Source organism: Rhizobium cauense, assembly GCF_019511525.1.
GTDB lineage: Bacteria > Pseudomonadota > Alphaproteobacteria > Rhizobiales > Rhizobiaceae > Rhizobium > Rhizobium cauense.
In genome coordinates this window covers 83,987-103,912 of record NZ_JAEUAT010000012.1, presented here as the reverse complement: position 1 = coordinate 103,912, position 19,926 = coordinate 83,987, and the positions used below count along the sequence as shown (strand labels likewise).

16 protein-coding genes and 1 tRNA gene are annotated in these 19,926 nt (G+C 60.7%); 8 read left to right on the top strand and 9 right to left on the bottom strand.

The features are described 5' to 3' along the window. Positions 1-30: 30 nt before the first annotated feature. Together JNB88_RS21585 and JNB88_RS21580 are read left to right on the top strand one after the other, a co-directional pair. Positions 31-1,263: an SGNH/GDSL hydrolase family protein gene (locus tag JNB88_RS21585; RefSeq protein ID WP_220357193.1), complete on the top strand. Its 1,233-nt coding sequence runs from the start codon at positions 31-33 to the stop codon at positions 1,261-1,263. Positions 1,264-1,350: 87 nt separating this feature from the next. Beyond that, positions 1,351-1,950, top strand: coding sequence for a nucleotidyltransferase domain-containing protein (locus tag JNB88_RS21580; RefSeq protein WP_220357192.1), 600 nt, complete (start codon positions 1,351-1,353; stop codon positions 1,948-1,950). A 71-nt stretch (positions 1,951-2,021) separates the two neighbouring features. On the opposite strand, the gene JNB88_RS21575 is transcribed toward JNB88_RS21580, so the two are convergent. Continuing rightward, a complete protein-coding gene (locus tag JNB88_RS21575; protein WP_037133869.1) occupies positions 2,022-3,476 on the bottom strand; it encodes a glutamate synthase subunit beta in 1,455 nt (484 codons plus the stop codon). 222 nt (positions 3,477-3,698) lie between these two features. After that, a complete protein-coding gene (gltB, locus tag JNB88_RS21570) occupies positions 3,699-8,423 on the bottom strand; it encodes a glutamate synthase large subunit (RefSeq protein ID WP_220357191.1) in 4,725 nt (1,574 codons plus the stop codon). Between the two features lie 536 nt (positions 8,424-8,959). Here gltB and JNB88_RS21565 point away from each other — a divergent pair. Further along, positions 8,960-10,009: a threonine aldolase family protein gene (locus JNB88_RS21565; RefSeq protein WP_220357190.1), complete on the top strand. Its 1,050-nt coding sequence runs from the start codon at positions 8,960-8,962 to the stop codon at positions 10,007-10,009. A 10-nt stretch (positions 10,010-10,019) separates the two neighbouring features. On the opposite strand, the gene JNB88_RS34175 is transcribed toward JNB88_RS21565, so the two are convergent. Next, positions 10,020-10,148, bottom strand: coding sequence for a hypothetical protein (locus JNB88_RS34175; protein WP_259128832.1), 129 nt, complete (start codon positions 10,146-10,148; stop codon positions 10,020-10,022). Between the two features lie 256 nt (positions 10,149-10,404). Here JNB88_RS34175 and JNB88_RS21560 point away from each other — a divergent pair, with 256 nt between their 5' ends. Continuing rightward, complete coding sequence (locus JNB88_RS21560; protein WP_220357189.1) at positions 10,405-10,902, top strand: GNAT family N-acetyltransferase; 498 nt, start codon at positions 10,405-10,407, stop codon at positions 10,900-10,902. A gap of 4 nt (positions 10,903-10,906) precedes the next feature. On the opposite strand, the gene JNB88_RS21555 is transcribed toward JNB88_RS21560, so the two are convergent. Then, the gene (locus tag JNB88_RS21555) at positions 10,907-11,764 is read right to left on the bottom strand and encodes a LysR substrate-binding domain-containing protein (protein WP_220357188.1); all 858 of its coding nucleotides are present in this window, start codon (positions 11,762-11,764) and stop codon (positions 10,907-10,909) included. 92 nt (positions 11,765-11,856) lie between these two features. Between JNB88_RS21555 and JNB88_RS21550 the strand changes: the two genes are divergently transcribed. Next, positions 11,857-12,861 carry a bile acid:sodium symporter family protein gene (locus tag JNB88_RS21550; protein ID WP_220357187.1) on the top strand — a complete coding sequence of 335 codons (1,005 nt, stop codon included), beginning with the start codon at positions 11,857-11,859 and terminating at the stop codon, positions 12,859-12,861. A 63-nt stretch (positions 12,862-12,924) separates the two neighbouring features. Here JNB88_RS21550 and JNB88_RS21545 read toward each other — a convergent pair whose 3' ends face one another. Then, on the bottom strand, positions 12,925-13,392 hold the full coding sequence (locus JNB88_RS21545) for an Hsp20 family protein (RefSeq protein WP_113359147.1): 468 nt from the start codon (positions 13,390-13,392) through the stop codon (positions 12,925-12,927). Positions 13,393-13,857: 465 nt separating this feature from the next. On the opposite strand from JNB88_RS21545, the gene JNB88_RS21540 reads away from it, so the two are divergent. Next, complete coding sequence (locus JNB88_RS21540; protein ID WP_220357186.1) at positions 13,858-14,832, top strand: alpha/beta fold hydrolase; 975 nt, start codon at positions 13,858-13,860, stop codon at positions 14,830-14,832. 9 nt (positions 14,833-14,841) lie between these two features. On the opposite strand, the gene JNB88_RS21535 is transcribed toward JNB88_RS21540, so the two are convergent. From JNB88_RS21535 to JNB88_RS21525, 3 genes are all read right to left on the bottom strand, one after another. Next, positions 14,842-16,527: a methyl-accepting chemotaxis protein gene (locus tag JNB88_RS21535; protein ID WP_220357185.1), complete on the bottom strand. Its 1,686-nt coding sequence runs from the start codon at positions 16,525-16,527 to the stop codon at positions 14,842-14,844. 231 nt (positions 16,528-16,758) lie between these two features. Further along, positions 16,759-17,532 (bottom strand): histidinol-phosphatase, encoded by a 774-nt coding sequence (gene hisN / locus JNB88_RS21530; RefSeq protein ID WP_220357184.1) that lies wholly within the window; start codon positions 17,530-17,532, stop codon positions 16,759-16,761. A gap of 241 nt (positions 17,533-17,773) precedes the next feature. After that, positions 17,774-18,655 (bottom strand): N-formylglutamate amidohydrolase, encoded by an 882-nt coding sequence (locus JNB88_RS21525; RefSeq protein ID WP_220357183.1) that lies wholly within the window; start codon positions 18,653-18,655, stop codon positions 17,774-17,776. A 187-nt stretch (positions 18,656-18,842) separates the two neighbouring features. Between JNB88_RS21525 and cpdR1 the strand changes: the two genes are divergently transcribed. Together cpdR1 and JNB88_RS21515 are read left to right on the top strand one after the other, a co-directional pair. Then, positions 18,843-19,205, top strand: a complete 363-nt coding sequence (gene cpdR1 / locus JNB88_RS21520) for a response regulator CpdR1 (RefSeq protein ID WP_007527565.1) — start codon at positions 18,843-18,845, stop codon at positions 19,203-19,205. A gap of 83 nt (positions 19,206-19,288) precedes the next feature. Then, a tRNA-Val gene (locus tag JNB88_RS21515) sits at positions 19,289-19,363 on the top strand. A 116-nt stretch (positions 19,364-19,479) separates the two neighbouring features. Here JNB88_RS21515 and JNB88_RS21510 read toward each other — a convergent pair. Further along, positions 19,480-19,800, bottom strand: coding sequence for a hypothetical protein (locus JNB88_RS21510; RefSeq protein ID WP_420832204.1), 321 nt, complete (start codon positions 19,798-19,800; stop codon positions 19,480-19,482). Positions 19,801-19,926 lie beyond the last annotated feature (126 nt).

The window sequence follows — 19,926 nt, the reverse complement described above, 5'->3', positions numbered from 1 at the left end:
TGTGGACGCAAGTTCCCGCTCCATGCGAGAATGCCGGCAGACGCGAGGCTGCTGATTATGCGTAAACGAGTAAACCGGGTAACGCTGCGCTGGGGTGCGATCGGCACCGCCACGCTGGTGCTTGTCTTCAGCGCGCTGCCGGTGCATGTGGCCGATGCGCAGGAACGCTATTACTATCGCCGCTCCATTTTCGATTTCTTCCTCGGTCGTCGCTACATCCAGGAATATCCGCCGCAAGCGCCGTCTCAGAACGCGCCGCAGCGACAGCCTGCTCCGAAACGAAAAGTCGCGCCGAAGGCTGCCGCTGCCGCACCACGCGCGGCTGCACCCGCTGTCGTTGAAGAGAAGGTGGTCGAAAAGCTTGCCAATGCTCAGAAGATTCTTGTCGTTGGCGATTTTCTCGCTGGTGGTCTCGGAGTCGGCATGGACGCCGCGTTCCGCGATTCGCCCGGCGTTGTCATCGAGTCGCACAGCAACGTGGCCTCGGGCCTGGTGCGCGACGACTATTACAATTGGCCGCAGCAGCTGACGACGTTTCTCGACGAGGCGAAGCCAGCCATGGTCATCGTCATGCTCGGCGCCAATGATCGCCAGCAGATGGTGACGGATATAGGCAAGGAGAAATTCAGGACGGAGGGCTGGTACGCCGAGTATCAACGTCGTGTCGAAGCCTTCGGCAAACAGGTTACCAGCCGCAAGATCCCGCTGCTCTGGGTTGGCCTGCCAGCCTTTGATTCGCCCGCGATGACATCCGACGCCGTCCAGCTCAACCAGTTGTTCCGCAAGCAGATGGAAAGCATCGGCGGCGAATTCGTCGATATCTGGGACGGTTTCGTCAGCGAAGGCGGCGAATTCATCGTCACCGGCTCTGATATCAACGGCCAGCAGGTCCGACTGCGCACTTCCGACGGCATCAACCTCACCGAAGCCGGCCGGCGCAAGCTCGCCTTCTATGTCGAGAAGCCGGTGCGCCGTATTCTGGGCACGCAGGCAAGCCCCGACCTTGTCCGCCTCGATACAGGCAATGCTCCGATAATCGATGCTGTCGCAACGCCCGGCCGTACCGAACCGATCAGCCTCTCCGACCCTAATCTCGATGGCGGGGCGGAGCTCCTTGGCGGCAGGATCCTTCCGGTCAGCGCGACGAAGTCGCCGCGCGACATGCTCGTTCAGGATGGCGAAATGGCGCCTCCCCCGGCCGGCCGCGTCGATGACTATCGTATGACACCGCCGAAGCCCACAGCGCAGGTTTCCATCAAATAGACAGCCTTCCCCAAAGGCATCTCGGCCAACGGCGGCGGGCCGCGGACTTTGCCGCTACTCCTTGCCACGCAGTGAGAAACCAGATCCATGCATCCCCCGATTGCTCACGACGCATGGTCTCCATGGCATCCCACGGAATTGGCAGCCCGGCTGAGCGCTATCACAAGACCCTGGTGCATCGTTGGCGGATGGGCGCTCGACCTTTGGCACGGGCACCAGACGCGCGAACATGAGGACCTCGAATTCACTGTCCTGCGCCACGATCTCGGTGTCTTTCGCGGTGCTCTCGAAGGCATGGAATTCCACTCGGTCGGAGATGGCATCGTCGAGCGCCTGCCCGCGAATGAGGAGCCTCCGGCAACGATCTCGCAAGTCTGGTGTCTGGACGTCGAGGCGCGGCGCTGGCGCGTCGATATGATGATCGAGCCGGGAACGCTCGATACGTGGATCTACAAGCGAGATCCCGCCATTTCTCTACCGCGCGCCGAGATCGTCGCCAGGACCGAGGATGGCATCCCCTATCTGAAGCCGGCAGCCATTCTTCTATTCAAGGCAAAATACCAACGCGCCAAGGATGAGGCCGATTTCGAAAGGGCCCTCCCGAAGCTCCTATCTTCGGAACGCCAGTGGCTGAAAACGTCCCTTGCCGCGTGCCACCCCGGCCATGAATGGCTGAGGAGCCTGTGAGGCGTGGGGACATCGATGAAACGAAAAGGGTCGCTTAACGCGGCCCCATTCATTCTGTAGATATCAGTCGCTTATCGCGGCAGAACCGTCGAGCCCATCAGGGCTTCGTCGATAGCGCGCGCGGCCTGGCGACCTTCGCGGATTGCCCAGACCACCAGCGACTGGCCGCGGCGCACGTCGCCCGCGGTCCAGAACTTGTCGACCGAGGTCTTGTAGTCCTTGTCGTTGGCAACGACGTTGGTCGAGCCGCGACGGTCGGTGTTGAGCGTGAGCTTGCCGTCAAGTTCCTTCAGGACGCTATCCTTGAACGGACCGCTGAAACCGATCGCGATGAAGGCGAGATCGGCCTTGATGATGAACTCGGTGCCGGGGATCGGCTTGCGGCGCTCGTCGACTTCGCAGCACTTCACGCCGGTCAGAACGCCATCTTCGCCAACAAACTCCAGTGTTGCGACCTGGAACTCGCGGATGGCGCCTTCGGCCTGCGACGAGGAGGTGCGCATCTTCGTCGCCCAGAACGGCCAGACGGCAAGCTTGTCTTCCTTCTCCGGCGGCTGCGGGCGGATGTCAAGCTGCGTGACCTTCACGGCGCCCTGACGGAACGCCGTGCCGACGCAGTCCGACGCGGTATCGCCACCGCCGACGACGACGACATGCTTGGCGCCGGCGAGGATCGGGTCGGATGCCCAACCAACGCTGTCGATGTTTTCGCGGCCGACGCGCTTGTTCTGCTGCACGAGGTAAGGCATCGCGTCATGGACACCTGATAGCTCGATGCCCGGGATGCCGGCTTCGCGCGGGGTCTCGGAGCCACCGCAGTAAAGCACCGCATCGTAGTCTGCGAGCAGCTGCTCGACCTTCACGTCCACGCCGACATTGACGCCACAGTGGAAGGTGACGCCTTCGCCCTTCATCTGCTCGACGCGGCGATCGATGAAGTTCTTCTCCATCTTGAAGTCAGGAATACCGTAGCGCAGCAGGCCACCGGGCTTCGACTCGCGCTCGTAGAGGTGAACGTCGTGACCCGCACGGCCAAGCTGCTGCGCAGCCGCCATGCCAGCCGGGCCGGAGCCGATGATCGCAACCTTCTTGCCGGTATGAACAGTCGCCGGCTGCGGGCGGATGAAGCCGAGCTCGTATGCCTTGTCGGCGATCGCCTGCTCGACGGTCTTGATCGCAACCGGCGTATCTTCGAGGTTCAGCGTGCAGGCTTCCTCGCAGGGCGCCGGGCAGACGCGACCCGTGAACTCCGGGAAGTTGTTCGTGGAATGCAGGTTCTGGATCGCTGCTTCCCAGTTGTTGTTGTAGACGAGGTCGTTCCAGTCAGGAATCTGGTTGTGAACAGGACAACCGGTCGGACCATGGCAATAAGGGATGCCACAGTCCATGCAGCGGGCTGCCTGTTTCTGCACTTCCTGGTCCGACATCGGGATCGTGAATTCGCGGAAATGCCGAATGCGATCCGAGGCAGGCTGATACTTTGCTACCTGCCGGTCGATTTCCAGAAACCCTGTGACCTTACCCATATTTTCGTCCCTTACACTCATGACCGCCTCGCCTGCGGCCAGTTGTCCATCATCAGCCTCGACAGCGGAGGCAAGTTGCTTCTTTCGACCGTCATCAAGCATATCCCTTGAGTGCCATCCACGCGTCTGCGCTGCCTGAGGCTGCTGCCGATGCGTGGGTCATTGAGATATTTCGGTCATCCGCCGCGCCAGCCTTCGCCGGCGCAACGGAAGTAAGCGTATTTACTCCGCCGCAATTCCCATGCGGGCGCGTTCCATCTCTTCCAGAGCACGGCGGTACTCGACCGGCATGACCTTGCGGAACTTCGGACGGTAGTCGACCCAGTTGTCCAGGATCTGCTTGGCGCGGGTGGAGCCCGTGTAGTGCAGATGGTTGGAGATCAGCTGGTAGAGGCGCTCCTCGTCGTGGCGCGTCATGTCACCGGAGACGTCGACCCGTCCCTTGTGCATGAGGTCGCCGCCGTGATGATGCAGCTTCTCGAGCATGTCGTCTTCTTCGGGAACCGGCTCGAGTTCGACCATCGCCATGTTGCAGCGCTTGGCGAAATCGCCAACCTCGTCCAGCACGTAAGCGACGCCACCGGACATGCCGGCCGCGAAGTTACGACCCGTTTGGCCGAGAACGACCACCACGCCGCCCGTCATGTATTCGCAGCCGTGGTCGCCCACGCCTTCGACGATGGCAATCGCACCCGAGTTGCGGACCGCGAAGCGCTCGCCCGCGACACCACGGAAGTAGCACTCGCCTTCGGTCGCACCGTAGAGAACGGTGTTGCCGACGATGATCGACTCTTCCGCGACGATCTTCGCATTCTCAGGCGGCCGGACGATGATCTTGCCGCCCGAAAGACCCTTGCCGACATAGTCGTTGCCGTCACCGATCAGGTTGAAGGTGATGCCGCGAGCCAGGAAGGCGCCGAACGACTGGCCCGCCGTGCCCTTGAGCGTCACGTTGATCGTATCTTCCTTCAGGCCGCGGTGGTTGTAGCGCTTGGCAACTTCACCAGACAGCATCGCACCCGCCGAGCGGTCGACGTTCTTGATGTCGACCTCGAAGGACACAGGCGTCTTCGAAGACAGTGCAGGCTCGGCTTCAGCGATCAGCTTGCGATCGAGAATGTCGTCGATCGGGTGCTTCTGTCGTGATGTCCAGTAAGTTGCCTCCTTCGGCGCCTCGACCTTGTGGAAGATGCGGCTGAAGTCGAGACCCTTGGACTTCCAATGCGCCAGCATCTCATCCTTCTCGAGCAGCTCCGAAGCGCCGATGATCTCGTCGAACTTGGTGAAGCCGAGCGACGCCAGGATCTCGCGCACTTCGTTGGCGACGAAGAAGAAGTAGTTGATGACATGCTCCGGCGTGCCCTTGAAGCGCTTGCGCAGGACAGGATCCTGCGTGGCAACGCCCACGGGGCAGGTGTTCAGATGGCACTTGCGCATCATGATGCAGCCGGCGGCAATGACTGGCGCGGTTGCGAAGCCGAACTCGTCGGCGCCGAGCAGCGCCCCGATGATAACGTCGCGGCCGGTCTTCAGACCACCATCGACCTGCAGCGCGATACGCGAACGCAGGCCGTTCAGCACCAGTGTCTGCTGGGTTTCGGCAAGGCCGATTTCCCATGGAGAGCCCGCGTGCTTCAGCGAGGTCAGTGGCGAAGCGCCGGTGCCGCCGTCGAAGCCGGAGACGGTGATGTGGTCGGCGCGCGCCTTGGCAACGCCGGCGGCCACCGTGCCGACGCCGACTTCAGAGACGAGCTTGACCGAGACATCGGACGTCGGGTTGACGTTCTTCAGGTCGTAGATCAGCTGCGCCAGATCTTCGATCGAATAGATGTCATGGTGCGGCGGCGGCGAGATCAGGCCGACGCCCGGTGTCGAGTGACGGGTCTTGGCAACGGTCGCGTCGACCTTGTGGCCGGGCAGCTGGCCGCCTTCGCCGGGCTTGGCGCCCTGCGCGACCTTGATCTGCAGCATGTCGGCGTTGACGAGATACTCGGTCGTGACACCGAAGCGTCCCGATGCGATCTGCTTGATCGCCGAGCGTTCCGGGTTCGCCGATCCGTCAGGCAGCGGGAAGTAGCGATCGCTCTCCTCGCCACCCTCGCCGGTGTTGGACTTGCCGCCGATCTTGTTCATCGCAATCGCCAGCGTCGTATGCGCCTCACGGCTGATCGAGCCGAAGGACATGGCGCCAGTCGAGAAGCGCTTGACGATGTCTACCGCCGGCTCGACCGCGTCGAGCGCGACCGGCTTGCGGCCGATCTGCTCAGCGCTCTTGATCTTGAACAGGCCGCGAATGGTGTTCATGCGCAGCGCTGAATCGTTCACCATCTCGGCGAACTCGCGGTAGCGATCCTCCGAATTACCGCGAACGGCGTGCTGCAGCGTGGCCACCGCATCCGGCGTCCAGGCATGGCTTTCGCCGCGCATACGATAGGCATATTCGCCGCCGATATCGAGCGTGGTCGCCAGCAGCGGATCCTTGCCGAAGGCAGAGGTGTGGCGGGCAACGGTCTCTTCGGCGATATCAGTGAGATCGACGCCTTCGATCATCGTCGCGGTGCCGAAGAAGTACTTGTCGACCAGCTCCTGCTGCAGGCCGATCGCGTCGAAGATCTGGCCGCCGCAATAGGACTGATAGGTCGAGATACCCATCTTCGACATGACCTTGAGGATGCCCTTGCCGACCGCCTTGATGTAGCGGTAGACGACTTCGGAGGCGTCCACTTCCTTCGGGAACTCGCCCTTGGCATGCATGTCGAGCAGCGTGTCGAAGGCAAGGTAAGGGTTGATCGCTTCGGCGCCATAGCCCGCGAGCAGGCAGAAGTGATGCACTTCGCGCGGCTCGCCGGTCTCGACGACGAGGCCGACCGAGGTGCGCAGACCCTTGCGGATCAGGTGGTGGTGGACGGCAGCAGTCGCCAGCAGTGCCGGGATCGCGATACGGTCCGGTCCGATCTGGCGGTCCGAGAGCACGATGATGTTGTAGCCGCCCTTGACCGCCGCTTCCGCACGTTCGCAGAGGCGATCAAGCATCTCGGGCATGCCTTCGGCGCCGCGCTCGACATCATAGGTGAAGTCGAGCGTCTTGGTGTCGAAGCGGTCTTCCGTGTGACCGATCGAGCGGATCTTTTCGAGATCGCCATTGGTCAGGATCGGCTGACGCACTTCCAGCCGCTTGGCGTTCGCCATGCCGGTGTGGTCGAGAATGTTCGGACGCGGCCCGATGAACGAAACGAGGCTCATGACGAGCTCTTCGCGGATCGGGTCGATCGGCGGGTTGGTGACCTGCGCGAAGTTCTGCTTGAAGTAGGTGTAAAGCAGCTTCGACTTTTCGGACATCGCCGAGATCGGCGTATCGGTGCCCATCGAACCAACGGCTTCCTGGCCCGTCGTCGCCATCGGCGACATCAGGATCTTGGTGTCTTCGGTGGTATAGCCGAATGCCTGCTGGCGGTTGAGCAGCGACACGTCGCGGCGCAGCGCGCGCGGCTCGACCGGCTTCAGGTCCTCAAGGATCAGCTGCGTGCGATCCAGCCAGTTGCGGTACGGATGCTTGGTCGCAAGTTCCGTCTTCAGCTCCTCGTCGGAGATGATCTTGCCCTGCTCCATGTCGATGAGCAGCATCTTGCCCGGCTGCAGGCGCCACTTCTTGACGATATCCTCTTCGGCCACCGGCAGCGTGCCGGCTTCCGAAGCGAGAATGACGCGGTCATCAGAGGTGACGAGGTAGCGGGCCGGACGCAGGCCGTTACGGTCGAGCGTCGCGCCGATCTGCTTGCCATCGGTGAAGGCAACGGCCGCCGGTCCATCCCACGGCTCCATCAGGGCGGCATGATATTCGTAGAACGCCTTGCGCTCGGCCGCCATCGACTGGTTGCCCGCCCAGGCTTCAGGAATCAGCATCATCACGGCGTGCGCCATGGAGTAGCCGCCGCGCACGAGGAATTCGAGCGCGTTATCAAAGCAGGCCGTATCCGACTGACCTTCATAGGAGATCGGCCAGAGCTTGGAGATATCCTCGCCAAATAGCGGCGAAGACACGGAGGCCTGGCGTGCCGCCATCCAGTTTACGTTGGAGCGCAGCGTGTTGATTTCGCCGTTGTGGGCGACCATGCGGTACGGGTGCGCCAGCTTCCACGACGGGAAGGTGTTGGTCGAGAAACGCTGGTGGACGAGGGCAACCGCGCTTTCGAAGCGGGGGTCCGACAGGTCCTTGTAATAGGCGCCGACCTGATAGGCCAGGAACATGCCCTTGTAGACGATCGTCGCCGACGACAGCGACACCGGATAGAAATGGCTCTCCTCGCCATCGAACTCGTCATAGATGCGGTTCGAGATCACCTTGCGCAGCGTGAACAGGCGGCGTTCGAATTCATCGGTCGTCGCGGCGTTCTCGCCGGCGCCGATAAAGATTTGACAGTGATGCGGTTCGGTCGCGGCGATATCCGGCGCCTTGGATAGCGAAGAGTTGTCGACGGGCACATCGCGGAAGCCAAGCAGAACCTGACCTTCCTCGGCGATGACGTCGTGCATCACCTTCTTGAAATGCTCGATCTGCTTTTCGTCGCGCGGCATGAAGACATGGCCGACGCCATACTCACCGGCCTTCGGCAAGGTGATGCCCTGCTTGGCCATTTCCTCGCGGAAGAAACGATCCGGGATCTGCACGAGAATACCGGCACCGTCGCCCATCAGCGGATCGGCGCCGACAGCACCACGGTGCGTCAGGTTCTCGAGAATGAAGAGACCGTCCTTGACGATCTGGTGCGACTTCTGCCCCTTCATATGGGCGACAAAGCCGACGCCGCAGGCATCGTGCTCGTTGCGCGGGTCGTAGAGCCCCTGTTTCTGCGGCAGGCCGGAGGCGAATTTACGCGTATTGGCCGTCGCGCTAGCCGTTGCTGCTGCGAACTGGTCAAAACCCGTGGATGGCGTCTTCGTCATCATTCCCTCCTGTCAGAGCCCGCGGGGCTGCGGGCGGCTTCCTGTCGTGCGCCGTCCCTGATCCTAGGTTCGGCGCGTGACAGCGCTGTTGCATTATCGAAGATCCGGTCGCCGGCGGCAGGCTCTCCAGGGAAAGCACCGTTGCGCTACCGCGCCTGCCATCCGCCTCCGCATGCGGGCTTTTGCCCGCTTTTGAAGAACTATAGCGTGAAACCCCACGAGTGTAAGGTTTTTTGGCGCCTCTTCGGCCGTCGCGGCCAAAATAGGACAACAACACTGTCCTAATTCACTTGATCTATGCCAGAAACATCTGACCTTCGCAAGGGTGCAGATTCAAAAAATCGGCCATTTGCGATCTAATATTGCTGAAACAGCTGGAGTATGAGACATAAAATTACGCGTTTCCGCACTATTTTGTTTATTGATTGCCGAAGTCAATTTTTGTGATGGATTCCACGTCGCCTCTTTGACCGGCCGGAGTGATGGCGTAAGGTCGCCGCCCGAACCTCATCCCATCACATCTCATCCGGTCTCCTTTCATGTATCTTGCATCCGACAACTGGGCAGGCGCCCATCGTTCCATCGCCGAACGTCTGCTCAGGGAATCCGACGGGTTTGCAGCAGCCTATGGCGCAAGCGATCTCGACCGCCGCGTCGAGCGGCGCTTCGCGGAAATCTTCGAGCGCGATGTGACCGTCCTGTTCGTCGGCACCGGCACCGCCGCGAACTCGCTGTCGCTTGCAAGCGTCCAGCGCCCGGGCGGCATCACCTTCTGCCATTCCGAGGCGCATGTGATTGCCGACGAGTGCGGCGCGCCCGATTTCTTCAGCGGCGCCCGCCTCATCGGTGTGCCCGGCCTCGAAGGAAAGATCGATCCGGAAAAGCTCAAGGAGAAAATCGCGGCCTTCCCGCAGAGTGCCGTGCAGCACGGACGCGCGACGGCAGTGACGATCACCCAGGCGACGGAAGCCGGCACCGTCTACAGCCTGGCCGAGATCGGCGAGATCGCAGCTATCGCCCGGAAGGACAAGCTGCCTCTCCACATGGACGGCGCTCGCTTTGCCAACGCCCTTGTCTCCCTCGGCGTCAGCCCGGCCGAGATGACCTGGAAGCGCGGTATCGACATGCTGTCCTTCGGCGGCACCAAAAATGGATGCTGGTGCGCGGAAGCGATCGTCTTCTTCAACCCGGAGCGAGCGACGGAGATGCCGTTCATCCGCAAGCGCGCCGCCCAGTTGTTCTCGAAGTCACGCTTCATCGCGGCGCAGTTCGACGCCTATTTCGAGAACGATCTATGGCTCGATCTCGCCCGCCATGCGAACGGCATGTCCGATCGCCTGCGATCAGGCATCACCACAAGCAACGCGTCCAGGCTTGCGTGGCCGACCTCGGCCAACGAGGTCTTCGCCGTCATCCCGAAGAGCGCTGCGAAGATTGCGGGTGAAAAAGGCGCAAAGTTCTATGAATGGCCGGTCCCGCCGGCGACGCCCGAACTCGTCGGCCAGGACGAGACGCTGATCCGGCTCGTCACCAGCTTTGCGACCAGCGAGGCAGATGTCGACGGTTTCCTTGGCTGCCTCGCCGGCTGAAATACCGGGCTCAGTTCTGATGTCCCGTCACGGCGGATTGCGGCTTGCCGCTATCCGTCGTTTTCGCGTCGTGTCCTGCCACGACAATGAGCATCACACAGGCAACCAGCCCGGATACGAAGAGTACGCCATACGTCATCGGTCCGTTCTCCTTGCCCCGAAGATCGACCATAGGCGCCGGGAGACTAGGCCCGGAACCTGACCAGATACCTAAGCGACAGGGTTGAGGGCGCATTAACATGGTAAGCAGCCCATTAACTTTTGTGGAGCCGTGAACGAAAGTTACGCAATTGAGAAGCAATGTTGCGCAAACGGACGTTCCTACTACCTATGTACTGGTTGCCACGCCGAGACCACGCTATTGCAGCGATCGGAAAACGACGAGAGAAACGACGATGGAAATCCGCCCCGAACAGCCGAGCGACATCGCGGCAATCCGCCAGATCACCAAAGCCGCCTTTGCGTCGATGGAATATAGTAGTCAGACCGAAGCAGAAATCGTCGACGCTCTTCGAGATGCCGATGTACTGACCGTCTCTCTCGTTGCCATCAAGGATGGCGCCGTCATCGGGCATGTCGCCTTTTCGCCTGTCACGATCAATGGAGAAGACAAGGGCTGGTATGGACTTGGACCGGTCTCTGTCAAACCAGGTCATCAGAAAGAGGGCATCGGCGGAAAGCTCATTCGCGAAGGCCTGTCGCGGCTCACCGATATCGACGCCAAGGGCTGCGTTGTTCTTGGCGATCCCGGCTACTACAAGCGCTTCGGCTTCGAGAACGACGCCAATCTGATCTTCGAGGGCGTGCCGGCCGAATATTTCATGCGCTTGAGGTTTGATGGCCCGTTGCCCCCCGGCAAAGTCAGCTATCACGACGGCTTCAACGCCACTTAACACATCATCCGCCGGAGCCAAGACGGCGCACCTTGCCGAGGATGTCCTCCGACAGCGCCGACATCAGAGCCTGATCTGCGCCCTTGCGTGGCACAAGCACGAATTCCACGTCCTCGAGGATGGGAAGCCTATCGCGCCCGATCTCCTTCAAACCGGATGGTGCCATGCTGCGTGGCTGCACCAGCACGCCCATCCCCGCCCGCGCCGCCGCCGTCAGTCCGCTGAGGCTGCCGCAGGTGCAAACGATCCGCCAGGCGACCCGGCTCCTACCCAGCGCTTCAAGCGCAATGCTGCGCGTGACGCTCGGCGGCGGAAAGGCGATCAGCGGCAGGGGGCCGCCGTTCAGCACATGGTCCGGGTCGCGCGCCAGCCAGACCAGCGGTTCGCGATAGACCAGCCGCCCGCGCGCATCGCCCAGCCGGCGCTTCGCCAGCACAAGGTCGATCTCGCCGTTGTCCTGCATTTCGTACAGCGTTCCTGATAGCGCCACGGTCAATTCAAGATCGACGGAAGGGTGCGAGCGAACGAAATCCTCAAGCACCGCCGGCAGCTGGCTGGTCACGAAATCCTCCGAAACGCCGAGCCGCAGGTTGCCGCGCAGGTTCTGGCCTTTGAATTGTGACTGCACCTGTGCTTCGATCGCCAGCATTGCTCGTGCGTGACTGAGAAGCGCTTCCCCATCGGTCGTCAGCACCACCTTGTGGGTGTCACGGGCCAGCAACCGCCGCCCGACAGCGCTTTCCAGCCGCTGGATGTGCTGACTGACGGTCGACTGGCCAAGCCCCAGCCTCTCGGCGGCAAGCGTGAAGCTGCCCATCTGTTCCACCGCCACGAAACTGCGCAATTGCGTAAGATCAAGCATAACCTATCCGGAAGTGTGATAACTGTTATTCCTTGCATCCTGTATCGTAATGGAAGAAACACAAATGATCTACTGATCCGACGAGAAACGCCATGCGCCGCTTTTTGCCCGATACATTCACGATCCTTTTGGTCTGCACCGTCATCCTGGCCTCGCTGCTGCCGGCCCAAGGCACATTTGCCGGCTATTTTGGAATAGCGACGAACCTGGCGGTGGCGCTGCTCTTCTTCCTCCATGGCGCCCGCCTGTCGCGTGATGTCGTCATTGCCGGCCTGCTGCACTGGCGGCTGCATCTCGTGATCCTGCTGACCACGTTCGGCCTGTTTCCCATCCTCGGCCTGGGTCTCGGCTTCGTGCCGGATTGGATCCTGCCGAAGCCTCTGTATCTCGGCATACTCTATCTGTGCGTTCTGCCTTCGACGGTGCAATCTTCGATCGCCTTCACGTCGATAGCCCGCGGCAATGTACCAGCCGCCATCTGCTCGGCATCGGCGTCCAACATCTTCGGCATGTTCCTGACGCCGCTGCTGGTCGGGCTGCTCTTCTCCGTCGGCGGTCATGGCGGCTTTTCATGGGACGTGCTCGGACAGATCCTCCTGCAACTGCTGCTGCCCTTCATTGTCGGTCAGGCATTGCAGCCATGGATCGGCAACTGGATTCGCTCCAAGAAGACCCTGCTGATGCCTGTAGACCGCGGCTCCATCCTGATGGTCGTCTACCTCGCCTTCAGCAAGGCCGTCGTCGAGGGGTTGTGGCACACCTTCTCGATCGGCGACATTGCGGCGGTCATCGTCGCCGACATGGTTTTGCTTGGTCTCGTCCTGTGCTTCACGATGTACGGCAGCCGCCTGCTGGGCTTCAACAAGGCCGACGAGATTACCATTACATTCTGCGCTTCCAAGAAAAGCCTGGCCAGCGGCGCGCCAATGGCAAGCGTCATCTTCGCCGGGCAATCCGTCGGCGCGATCGTCCTGCCGCTGATGCTGTTCCACCAGATCCAACTGATGGTCTGCGCCGTCATCGCACAGAAATATGCGACGAATGCCGCGCACCGGATCACGGAAGAGGAAGCCGAAGAAGCGGCAAGTCCAGCCTGAAACCGAACAAAAAAGGCGGCGCTCGGATGAGCGCCGCCTGCATGTTTGGCCTGGGAGGACCGATTAGTTGGCGACCTGCGCCTCGATGGCCTTCGGCGCGCTCACCGGCTCAGCCGCGATCGCGATCTTGCGCGGCTTCATGGCTTCCGGAATGCTGCGAAGCAGGTCGATGTGGAGCAGACCGTTCTTCAGCGAAGCGGCGGTGACCTCTACGTGGTCGGCAAGCTGGAAGCGGCGCTCGAAGGCGCGCTTGGCGATGCCGCGATAAAGGAACTCGCTACCTTCAGCCTTTTCTTCGCTCTTCTCACCCTTGATGGTCAGAGCGTGGGCCTGCGACTCGATGGAGATTTCGGTCTCATCGAAACCAGCAACGGCCATGGTGATACGGTAGGTGTTTTCGCCCGTGCGCTCGATGTTGTAGGGCGGATAGGTCTGGCCCTGGTCAGGCTGACCGAGACTGTCGAGCATGGTGAAGAGACGGTCGAAACCGACGGTGGAACGATAAAGGGGAGAGAAGTCTACGTGACGCATGATGTCCTCCTGAGGAAGCGACGTGTTGCGATAATTGCCCCTGAAACCCCTTGTTCGGCAGCTCCGGGACGGTTCGGCAGGCCCGTTTGGCGCCTGCAGAAATGAGATGGGGATGCCTTTTGTGGAGTTCAAGGCCCTGTGTCCGGGACGCGAACTTACCTTGCGTGAACCGCATATGAACATGCAGTTCGGAAGCCGTTCATGACGAGAGGAATACGAATGGTGCCATCGGGTGACACTGGCCCGATGGCTGGAGTGTATCGTCCCTTCGTCTTCAGCCCGATCTCCGGCCGGCATCGCGGAACCTCAATGTCCGCATGCCGGTCTTTTTTTGCCGCGCGACCGGCAATAGCGAAATCCACTCCCAGCCCCCTGTCAACCAAGCTTTTTGCTTTGATTTGACAGGGTGATCGCCTATCCGCTTTACTCGACAGACGAATCCGCGAAGGACATGATCGACTGGCCATGGAACAGGTCCTCTTCTCCACACCCGACAACCCGATCCCGGAAAACCGTACCGAGGGTTTCTTCGAGACCCACGACGGCCATCGCCTGCGCTATGCAGTTTTCCGCTCATCCGCGCCGGTGGCAAAGGGCACCGTCGTCCTTCTCCAGGGCCGCAACGAATATATCGAGAAGTACTTTGAAACGATCCGCGATCTTACCGCCAGGGGCCTATGGGTCGCGACCTTCGATCTGCGTGGCCAGGGCGGCTCCACACGGCTTCTGAAAAAGCCCCAGTACGGCCATGTGCGCCGCTTCGTGGACTACGAACACGACCTCGACACCTTCCTCGAGAAAATCGTGCTGCCGGATACGCGCCTGCCCTTCTTCATCCTGGCGCACTCGACGGGCGCGCTGATCGCGCTCTCCGCCGCGCCCTACCTCTCGACACGCGTCGAGCGCATGGTCCTGACTGCGCCGTTCATTGGCCTCTCGGGTCAGTCGGCATCTGAAGGCACGATCCGCACACTCGCAGCCACAGCCTGCTCGCTCGGCCTTGGCTCGTTTCCGCTGAAGCGCAGGTTCGAAGAACCGCAGTTCCGCGACAATCCGCTGACGTCGGACGAGAAACGGTTCTCGCGAAATGTCGCTGTCGCCACCGCCCATCCGGAACTGGTGCTCGGACCGCCGAGCGCCCGCTGGCTGCACGAATCCTTCACGACGATCGACCGCGTCACGTCACCGATCCATCTCTTCTCGATCACCATACCGACAGTCGTGATAGCGCCCACACGCGACGATATCGTGCCGTATATCGCGCAGGAACGCATGTCGCGCTACTTCCGGGCTGCCCAGTTCGTACCGATCAACGGCGCCCGGCATGAGGTGCTTCAGGAACGCGACGTCTATCGAAAGGCGGCGCTTGCCGCGTTCCACGCCTTCATCCCCGGCAGCGACGCGGAAGCCGTCGAGGAAATCGAGGGGTTTGGCACGTAGGGCCAGGCCTCAGGCGACGTTCGCTAGTAAAACCCGCCCCGGTGCTGCCTCGTCCACCTTGAACTGGCCGATCAGTTCGAAAAGCGACTGCGCCTCGGCGGCCAGCTTGCGACTTGCGGAGGCGGTTTGCTCGACCATCGCGGCGTTGCGCTGCGTGTCCTGATCCATCGAGAGAACGCTGCTATTGATCTGGTCGAGGCTGGAGGATTGCTCGCGTGTTGCCTCCACGATCGCAACGACGTTTTCGCGCACCTGCAGGACCTGGGTGGCGATTGCCTCGAGCGCCGAACCGGTCTTGCCGACCAGCACCACGCCATCGCGGACAAACCGCTCTGAATCCGCGATCAACGCCTTGATTTCCTTCGCCGCACTGGCCGAACGCTGCGCCAGTTCGCGCACCTCATGTGCCACGACGGCAAATCCTCGACCGGCCTCGCCGGCGCGCGCTGCTTCGACGCCCGCGTTCAACGCCAAAAGGTTGGTTTGGAACGCGATCTCGTCGATGACACCGACGATTCCCGATATCTTCGCGGACGATCCTTCAATCCTCGTCATGGCATCGACAGTCTCGCGCACGACATTCGCCGACTCCTGGGCGCTGCGCGTGGTGTCCTCGACCAGACGCCCGGCATCGGCAGCCCGGCGAGCAGAATCGGAGACCGTCGTGGATATTTCCGTGACAGCCGAGGCCGTTTCCTCGACCGAGGCAGCCTGCGTTTCCGTTCGCCGCGCCAGATCGTCGGAGGCAATGCGCATCTCTCGCGAGCCCGAAGCAATCATCGTCGCATTCTGCGCAATTGCGCGCATCGCGGCGCGCAGGCGTCCAACGGAGGCGTTATAGTCCGTGCGCAGCTTGTCGAGCGCGGTGATGAACGGCCGGTCGATCGTACGCTCCAGATTGCCATCCGCCATCGCCTGCAGACCGTTTCCAAGCTCATTGACGGCGCGCACGCGCTCAGTCACGTCGCTGGCGAATTTCACCACCTTGAAGACCTTGCCGTTCATGTCGAGGATCGGATTGTAGGAGGCCTGGATGAAGACCTTGCGCCCACCCTTGCCGATGCGCATGAACTCGTCGGTGGCAAAGTGACCATCGGCGAGGCTCTGCCAAAACTGGCGATAGGCAGGCGATGCCACGTAATCCGGATCGCAGAACATCGAGTGGTGTCTGCCGCGCACCTCTTCGATCGTGTAGCCGAGAGTGGCGAGAAAATTCTGGTTTGCGGTAAGGATCTTGCCGTCGGGCGTGAACTCGATTGTCGCCTGCGCCCGCGACAGGGCGTCGAGCTTGCCGGCATCTTCAGCGCTTTTCAGCTTCATCGCCGTGATATCGGTCGCAAACTTCACGACCTTGTAGGGCGTCGATCCCCGCAAGATGGGATTATAGGAGGCCTCGATCCACACTTCGCGGCCATTCTTGCCGATGCGCCTGTACTGCTGTCGATCAAACTCGCCGCGTGCGAGGCGTTCCCAGAACATACGGTAGTCAGCGCTCCCAGCCTCCGCCGGATCGACGAACATGCGGTGATGCTGCCCGACGATCTCCGAGAGCGAGTATCCCATCGCCTTGCAGAAATTCTCGTTGGCAGCAAGGATCCTGCCTGTGAGGTCGAATTCGATGACGGCCTGTGAGCGATGGACAGCGTCCAGAATGGCCTTGGCGTCCGCGCCTGCGGTAAGTGGAAAAAAGTTCACTGAAATTCCCTGTACGTAAGATGCGGCTTTAAAGTATGCGGAGCCGCGCTATCAAATCTAATTGTAAGGATTTACAGCGAAACGTTACGGCTCTGTTAATGTTGGCGCGCGAATCGCAACGCCCGCCCAAAGAGTGCGGCGGAAACGCGCCAAAAGCGCAAACAATCCGAAAATTGTACTTTTAAATTGCAAGCGAATGCGTGCGAACCACTGCGCCGTGCCGGCAGCATATCAGCGATTGAGGATCGCCATCGCCTCTTCGTAGACAGCGCGACTGCCGGCCGCGATGATCGAGCCGCCGTTTTCCGGACGCCCGCCATCCCATGTCGTAATGATGCCGCCGGCATTCTCGATGACGGGAATGATACCGCCGACATCGTAGGGCTTCAGGCTGTTTTCGATCACCAGGTCGACGTGACCGGCAGCAAGCAGCGCATAGGCGTAGCAATCCGTGCCGTAGCGGAAGAGCCGGACCTGGCCCTCTATCTCCCGATACTTATCCATCTCCTCTCCCTTGAAGAGATGCGGCGAGGTGGTGAAGAGAATGGCGTTGGCCAGTGCCCCGCAATCACGAACCTGCAGCCGACGCTCCCCCTCAGGGCCGCTGTAGACCGAACCGTTCGCATCGGCAAAGTAGCGTTCGCCGGTAAACGGCTGCTCGATCATGCCCATGACGGCGCGGCCATTTCGCTGCAGGCCGATCAGCGTGCCCCAGACAGGAACGCCCGAGATGAAGGCACGCGTACCGTCGATCGGGTCGATCACCCAGACATATTCGCGGTCAAGCCCGATACTGCCGTGTTCCTCGCCAAGGATGCCGTGTTCCGGGAAATGCGCCTCGATCAGCGCCCGAATGGCGACTTCCGCAGCGCGGTCGCCTTCCGTGACCGGATCGAAGCCGCTCGAGAGCTTGTTGGTCACATCGAGGCCGGAACGGAACCGCGGCAGCGTCTCGGCCTTGGCGGCTTCAGCGAGGCGATTGAAGAACGAACGGTCAGGAAGCATGGCGAAATCCATAGGTGGCGCTCAGATGGCGCTTTTCATAGCGGAATTGCAGCCCGTTGCAAACGAGAGAGGCACCGCTTAGCCGGCTGCACAATAATTTTGCACCGCAAAATTTTGATTGACAATTGTGCACCGCAATAGTAGCGTTTGCTCACAGTCTTCTGACTGTAAATACCCTCCTTGGGTGTTTCCTCCCTAGACTTGGACCGCCGCGAGGCGGTCTTTTTTTGAAGTCGGGAGCTTACTCTGCAGCGAGTGCAGAGTCGGTTGCGAACTGCGCCACATAGACTGCCATCTGGCGCATGAAGGCGGTGATCGCTGCGGCGACCAGGGGAAAGTCGGGGCGCTTCTCCAGCGTCATTTCGTCAACATAGATCGACCGGTTTACTTCGATCTGCAGCGCATGAAGCCCGCGCGACGGGCGACCGTAATGCTCGGTAATGAAACCGCCGGCATAAGGCTTGTTGCGGATCGCCGTGAAACCCATCTCCTCGAAGATGGCGACGGCCGCGCGTGACAGTTCCGCGGACGCGCTGGTTCCGTAGCGGTCACCGATGATGAAATCCGGCCGGGCGTTCGTGCCGGCCACGCGAACGTTGCCGGGCATGGAGTGGCAATCGATCAGCACGCCGAAGCCGAACTGAACATGAGTGCGGGCGATCAGCCGCCGCAGCGCCGCGTGATATGGCTTGTAGACGCTCTCGATACGATCAAGCCCCTCCTGCACGGGCAGGCGACGGGCATAGATTTCCATGTTTTCCGCAACGATGCGCGGGATCGTGCCGAGCCCGCCCGCCACACGCAGCGAATTGATGTTTGCGTAAGGCGGCAGCAGGCCATCGAACATGCGTGGATCGAGCTCATAGGGCTCGCGGTTCACATCGAGATAGGCGCGCGGAAAATTCGCAAGCAGAAGCGGCGCACCGAGCGCACTCGCATCGGCAAACAGCTCATCGACATAGTGATCCTCGGAACGGCGGATGGAAACGCCCTCGAGCCTGGACTGAGCGATGAACTCTGGCGGGTAGATGCGCCCGCTGTGCGGCGAGTTGTAGACGAATGGAATGGAATGCGACTGAGGCTCCCGGATCTCGAAAAGTGCGTATTCGGGGATTTCGTGCACCCTTTTTCCCTCTTAACCATGCCTGCAAGCCGTTGCTTCGCTTATGTTGCCAGTTGCCGCATGGCAAGTCCATACTATCTCATGGGGATGACGGCCCAGACAACCTCTTCACTGGTTGTTTACTGGCCGAATTCTAGTGTAATTGGCTGGAGCCCCACGCATAAATTACTGATTAGCGGTCTGGATAATGACTCAGAAGATACTTCTTGCAGAAGACGACAATGACATGCGCCGGTTCCTTGTGAAGGCCCTTGAAAAGGCAGGCTACAAGGTCCTTTCTTATGACAACGGCGCCAGCGCCTACGACAGGCTTCGCGAAGAACCCTTCTCGCTGCTCCTCACCGATATCGTCATGCCCGAGATGGACGGAATCGAACTGGCGCGCCGCGCGACCGAACTCGATCCGGACCTGAAAGTGATGTTCATCACCGGATTCGCGGCCGTCGCATTGAACCCTGATTCGAAGGCACCGAAGGACGCCAAGGTTCTTTCCAAGCCTTTCCACCTCCGCGACCTCGTCGAGGAAGTGAACAAAATGCTTGCCGCGTAGGGCTTCCGGCAGCGCGTGTCACAAAACCGAAAAAAGCCTATTGACGGCAAAAAAGGTTTGTGGTCTATGCGCCGCCATCGGATGGGCGTGTAGCTCAGCGGGAGAGCACTACGTTGACATCGTAGGGGTCACAGGTTCAATCCCTGTCACGCCCACCATTCGAATTCAAAGGCTTAGCGAGAAATCGCTGAGCCTTTTTCGTTTCCAACATGAACACGATTGGGCACCGGCAGCGAGCGGATTGCCGTCGGCGCGTTTGCGGCGGCATTCAGCGCTAGGGGTTGTTGTAAAACGATCCGCTGTCGTAAGTGCAGGCGTAGTCAAGGACGCACTGCCTACCCGTTGCGTCCCGGAAATTGGCGGTTGTGCGCGCATAGCCCAGGCCGCATTTGGCCGGCGGATAGCGAAAGCTGCTGCCCCCGAAGCCGGAGCGAACGAACACTTTCTTGTTCTGCCGGATGATCTGCGAGATTTGACTACAGGTATAAGAGCGCGCATCGACATTCAGAGCCGCGGCAGAGAACGCGACCGACGGCGACAATAGAGCCGCAGCCGAAATCAACATGCTGAAGGCAGGCTTGGAAGCAGGACCCATTTCGCACTCCCCGGATCAATTGAACATGAACCCGAATATACTCGCTTCTGGCGAATCCGACAGCGCCCCTGCGGATCCGGACACCAGGATTGAAAGTCTGGGCCTGCGACCAATTTCGAACACAGA

Excerpts from the sequence above, each read along its gene's own strand:
- JNB88_RS21540 (WP_220357186.1), top strand. The coding sequence starts at position 13,858 with ATGGAACAGGTCCTCTTCTCCACACCCGACAACCCGATCCCGGAAAAC.
- JNB88_RS21580 (WP_220357192.1), top strand. The coding sequence starts at position 1,351 with ATGCATCCCCCGATTGCTCACGACGCATGGTCTCCATGGCATCCCACG.
- JNB88_RS21565 (WP_220357190.1), top strand. The coding sequence starts at position 8,960 with ATGTATCTTGCATCCGACAACTGGGCAGGCGCCCATCGTTCCATCGCC.
- JNB88_RS21575 (WP_037133869.1), bottom strand. The coding sequence starts at position 3,476 with ATGGGTAAGGTCACAGGGTTTCTGGAAATCGACCGGCAGGTAGCAAAG.
- JNB88_RS21545 (WP_113359147.1), bottom strand. The coding sequence starts at position 13,392 with ATGCGTCACGTAGACTTCTCTCCCCTTTATCGTTCCACCGTCGGTTTC.
- cpdR1 (WP_007527565.1), top strand. The coding sequence starts at position 18,843 with ATGACTCAGAAGATACTTCTTGCAGAAGACGACAATGACATGCGCCGG.
- JNB88_RS21560 (WP_220357189.1), top strand. The coding sequence starts at position 10,405 with ATGGAAATCCGCCCCGAACAGCCGAGCGACATCGCGGCAATCCGCCAG.
- JNB88_RS21555 (WP_220357188.1), bottom strand. The coding sequence starts at position 11,764 with ATGCTTGATCTTACGCAATTGCGCAGTTTCGTGGCGGTGGAACAGATG.
- hisN (WP_220357184.1), bottom strand. The coding sequence starts at position 17,532 with ATGCTTCCTGACCGTTCGTTCTTCAATCGCCTCGCTGAAGCCGCCAAG.
- JNB88_RS21510 (WP_420832204.1), bottom strand. The coding sequence starts at position 19,800 with ATGGGTCCTGCTTCCAAGCCTGCCTTCAGCATGTTGATTTCGGCTGCG.
- gltB (WP_220357191.1), bottom strand. The coding sequence starts at position 8,423 with ATGATGACGAAGACGCCATCCACGGGTTTTGACCAGTTCGCAGCAGCA.
- JNB88_RS34175 (WP_259128832.1), bottom strand. The coding sequence starts at position 10,148 with ATGACGTATGGCGTACTCTTCGTATCCGGGCTGGTTGCCTGTGTGATG.
- JNB88_RS21585 (WP_220357193.1), top strand. The coding sequence starts at position 31 with ATGCCGGCAGACGCGAGGCTGCTGATTATGCGTAAACGAGTAAACCGG.
- JNB88_RS21550 (WP_220357187.1), top strand. The coding sequence starts at position 11,857 with ATGCGCCGCTTTTTGCCCGATACATTCACGATCCTTTTGGTCTGCACC.